Source organism: Xanthomonas sp. 3075 (genome assembly GCF_014197275.1).
In the GTDB taxonomy this organism is placed as follows: domain Bacteria; phylum Pseudomonadota; class Gammaproteobacteria; order Xanthomonadales; family Xanthomonadaceae; genus Xanthomonas; species Xanthomonas campestris_B.
The window spans coordinates 1-3,742 of sequence record NZ_JACIFI010000045.1; the positions used below are offsets into that span (position 1 = coordinate 1).

At 56.4% G+C, this 3,742-nt stretch carries 5 protein-coding genes; 2 read left to right on the forward strand and 3 right to left on the reverse strand.

Going from position 1 to position 3,742, the window contains the following annotated elements:
* Positions 1–497: 497 nt before the first annotated feature.
* Together GGR62_RS20765 and GGR62_RS20770 are read left to right on the forward strand one after the other, a co-directional pair.
* Positions 498–1,121, forward strand: coding sequence for a hypothetical protein (locus tag GGR62_RS20765; RefSeq protein WP_260289065.1), 624 nt, complete (start codon positions 498–500; stop codon positions 1,119–1,121).
* A gap of 3 nt (positions 1,122–1,124) precedes the next feature.
* The gene (locus GGR62_RS20770; protein WP_101364339.1) at positions 1,125–2,102 is read left to right on the forward strand and encodes a lytic enzyme; all 978 of its coding nucleotides are present in this window, start codon (positions 1,125–1,127) and stop codon (positions 2,100–2,102) included.
* A gap of 61 nt (positions 2,103–2,163) precedes the next feature.
* On the opposite strand, the gene GGR62_RS20775 is transcribed toward GGR62_RS20770, so the two are convergent.
* The 3 genes from GGR62_RS20775 to GGR62_RS20785 all read right to left on the reverse strand — a co-directional run bounded on the left by GGR62_RS20775 (position 2,164) and on the right by GGR62_RS20785 (position 3,449).
* Complete coding sequence (locus tag GGR62_RS20775) at positions 2,164–2,400, reverse strand: hypothetical protein (protein ID WP_184409704.1); 237 nt, start codon at positions 2,398–2,400, stop codon at positions 2,164–2,166.
* 111 nt (positions 2,401–2,511) lie between these two features.
* Positions 2,512–2,847, reverse strand: coding sequence for a SymE family type I addiction module toxin (locus tag GGR62_RS20780; protein WP_184409706.1), 336 nt, complete (start codon positions 2,845–2,847; stop codon positions 2,512–2,514).
* Between the two features lie 191 nt (positions 2,848–3,038).
* A complete protein-coding gene (locus GGR62_RS20785) occupies positions 3,039–3,449 on the reverse strand; it encodes a hypothetical protein (RefSeq protein WP_184409705.1) in 411 nt (136 codons plus the stop codon).
* Positions 3,450–3,742 lie beyond the last annotated feature (293 nt).

The following is a 3,742-nucleotide window of genomic DNA, read 5'->3' on the forward strand; positions in this document are numbered from 1 at the left end:
GCCGCCAACTACCGTACACAACAAGCCAACAACGCAGTACCCTTCAACCCCGGGCTTTATCAGTAATCACTGGTACGGACGATGGGGGCAGGTCATTCGGCATGGAGTACGAAGTAGATACCTACGTGTTCAGACGGAGCCAGGGCTGTTGGTACCTGTCTCGTGCGATCAACCTTAGGGACTAACAAGGAGTAGGCACATGGCCTCACAGGATGCGACACAGCAGGTCCCTTATCGCGTCATTCAACTTGAGTGGAGATGCGGAGAAGGGCTATCACAACGAGGTTATGGAGAACTTCGATGTCCTGGTCAGGCACCATCCCAACTGCAACAGCAGTGCTCATCTGGCCAATGGCAGCGTCGTTCGCGGGCAAGCGCCGAAGTCCCCGCTTGTGTGAAGCCAATTCAGAACCCGCCGCCTATTACAGTGTATAAACGGGCTAATTCTGGATGTCGTCGGTGCTATCGACGACATGCTTTACCAACACGAGGAAGAGATGCGAAATTTACTGAAGCCATGGATGGTCATACTCCCAATGTTGATTGGTGGATGCGGGGGAAAGGTACCTCCGGCTTATGGCGACGGCTTTCCGGTCGTCAAGCCGATTGATCTAGTCCACTCCGGCGCGACGGTCGAAGCGCGCTTCGAACTGCCTCTGCAGGAGACAGGCGATCCGGGACCCAGCACGTTTCTGATCGGATTCCGTTCTGGTGGGCCACGTAAACGCCCCGATCTGAAGCCAGGGGATGCGGACTTCCTTGAGGAAGCGAAGCTTCCCTTGAGGGTCCAGCTTTGGAAGCAGAATGGTGGCAAAGAGACGCCCGTGGTGCTTCACGAGCTGAATCGTGATTTGCCGGCAGTGTGGCAAGGCACGCGCTACCAAAAGGCAAAGAGTGACGTCTTCCCCTACAGAAGCGCTGTTGGCGCGGATTCCAACAGTCTGTTGAAGGCCGGCAAATACGACATGTCGATGGCCTATATGGAATATGAGGTTGCCAGTGCCGAGTCCAAGGACCTGACTCCCGGGAAATACCGGTTGAAGGTTACCAATCTTCAGGACAACCCGCAGATCGCTCACCTCAGCTTTGAGCTTCTTGTCGCCAACTACAACGTGAAATAAAACATGGACAGTCAATCCCATAGCAGTGCTCAGGCCCAACCTGGCAGGAAAGAGCCCGGCCCCTACACCGTTACCGTCTATCTCGCTGCACCCGGTACGCCCGTGCGCGATGAAAAGGGCCATGGCCACTCTTCCTCCGCAGGCCATGCGTACTTCATGATCTCTGACGGCGAGCACAAGAACGGATACGGATTCTCGCCGATCAAAACGGGCGTTATAGGCGCCGGGCACGTCGTCAGAGATGAGTACAAGACTTACCAGAATCCGAGCTATTCGTACACGCTCGAGATTACTAAGGAACAGCACGAGAAGCTGAAGGAGTACGGTGAGGCTGGTGTGCGTGGCGACGATAGTCGATTCGGCCTCTATTACAACGGGTTCTCCAACAGTTGCATCGACTACGTCTGGGGCGGACTTCGGGATGCGGGTCTGCGGCCGAAGCTCGAAAAGCCAGATCCCAGCTTTGACGGTACGATCAAAGTTCTTCCTAATATCGATGCGCTTAAGAGCATTCCCAAACCATTTCCCGACAGCAAGCTCAACTCGTCACACGAAAACCCGCTTCCGAAGAACCAAGGCCCACTGCAGAAGTTGCTGACTGAGGTCGAGGGCGAGCCAGGACGTGGTCAGGCTTCTGCGCTGTCGCGCGAATCGCAGCAATTGTTTGATCGCATGCGATCGGATCTTCCTGCCAATGTCACCGACGGTCAGGTGATGTCAGCGATGGTCGCCGCACGAGAAAGCGGCATTCACCAACTGCAGCAGGTGCGTGACGTGGTTCTGCATGAAGAGAAAATCTTCGTAATGGGAACGACCCCCGGCTTCCGGGCGATGATAGATCTCAACCAGCCACAGCAAAGCATCGAAGAAGGGCTGGCCCGCAGCCAGCAGATCGACGCGCGGGTGGCAGAACAAACCCGGCAGGAAACGCAGCAGCGCGAAGCAGCCACGCAGACTGCCGGCGGCCCACAGATGGGCTAGTGGTCTGGGATGTAGCCGGAAAACCGGGCTCAGACCAGCTCCTGCCCCCTTTCAATCTTCCCTAGCTACGCTCACCACCAGCTTGGTGCGTCTGCTCCACCCGCTGCTCAAGCATCTCGCGTAAGGCATAGGCTGCATCGAAGACGGCTTGTCCCAACGTTGGCAGGGTCTGCGCCTCCAGGCATTCCGGTTTGCTCATGGCGATGACGTCGCCATGAGCGATGAGGATGCGTAGCAGGCGGTCGAGCTGGTCGCGTTGGTCCAGCGTGAGATGCAAGACGACGGCGGGGTGCTCCATCTGTGTCCCTCCTCTGCGCGGTGAGCGGGGAGCGCGCACGGTGTGGCGATTGGCGCGTTGCGCTCGGCGCGGGGCGTGCGGGTGCGTGCTGCGCGTGCGTAGCGCACCTGGTTAGTCCGTAGGTGCGACGCTGACGACCAGCTCGCCATCGCACAGGCGGATGTTGAGTTTGCTGCCGATGGTGAAGCCGAGTTGTTCCAGCCAGCGGCCGCGTAGGCGCAGCGTGGGGACGCGTTGGTGGCTGTCGGGGTAGTAGCCGTAGCCGACAGTGCAGTGTTGCGGGGCACGCGGGTGGCCTTGGCGGCGCGGCTTATTGGGATCGGGGCGGGGCTCGGGGATGGGGGTGCGCTCGAGGTAGGGCCGCGGCTTGATCGAGGGGTCGAGCGAGCGCCAGACGATCTCGGTGGGCGGCGGCACCGTGGCAGTTGGAAAAGGGTCAGGTTGAATTTCTAATTCAACCTGACGCCGTTCTTGAATCGGGGGAAAAAGCAATAGCTTCCCATCCGTCATTGGATAGCTTAAGTGTGGTACGACGTGATCCTCTTTGACTTCCTGCCTACGTCAATCGCTACGAGCAGCAGGCACCGCCGCCAGGTGGTAGCAGTCGAGAAAATTAGAGCTGGCTTATTCTTGGGCGCCTATACCCACTCCTGCCACAGTTGCCCTACTGTGCTGACTTCGCGGATCCCGTTCGACAACTCATCCAAAAGCGCTTGAGGCACGTCGCCATCCGAAGCCGGTAGAACATACACCCAGTAAAAGGTGTCGTCGTACGCTGCGAGCCCGAACTGCTGCATTGCCTCGAACACAAGTGCGCGAAATTGATCATTGATGAAAGGGCGATTGAACGCAATGCAAAGAGCACCCCTAGCTTCGTCGCCGACAACATTTGCTATTTCTGCAATCTCATCTGGGGGAAAGGTTACATGACCTCTGTAATCTCCATTGCCAGGCATTCCATATCCAGATAGAAATTCGATAACTTCATCGAATGGTATAGCTAGTTCGCGACCCTGATGAAACTTATGGAGAAATACGTTGGAACTCATAATCCTTCCAAATTATTAATTGATACAACTTCCCAATCTTATCGTCAGCTTTATATTTGGGCGCGGCGCTTTCAGCATGCCGCTGTACTTCGACGGCGTCAATGATTGATTTCACGGCATAAGCATCGCTACAACGATCAACGCCAACATCAGCATGTCATTTTTTCAGCCATAGCTACACACTCAGTGCGCTTTCTTCCCGACGTCCCCCCGATTTTGAGTAGCACGCCAGTTTGGAGTCCAATTCCCTACCCCGAAGGAGATTGGACGTGAAGAAACGTTTTACTGACGAG

What these genes read in the sequence shown, in the direction of transcription:
- GGR62_RS20765 (WP_260289065.1), top strand. Translation starts at nt 498, where the DNA reads ATGCGAAATTTACTGAAGCCATGGATGGTCATACTCCCAATGTTGATT.
- GGR62_RS20770 (WP_101364339.1), top strand. Translation starts at nt 1,125, where the DNA reads ATGGACAGTCAATCCCATAGCAGTGCTCAGGCCCAACCTGGCAGGAAA.
- GGR62_RS20775 (WP_184409704.1), bottom strand. Translation starts at nt 2,400, where the DNA reads ATGGAGCACCCCGCCGTCGTCTTGCATCTCACGCTGGACCAACGCGAC.
- GGR62_RS20785 (WP_184409705.1), bottom strand. Translation starts at nt 3,449, where the DNA reads ATGAGTTCCAACGTATTTCTCCATAAGTTTCATCAGGGTCGCGAACTA.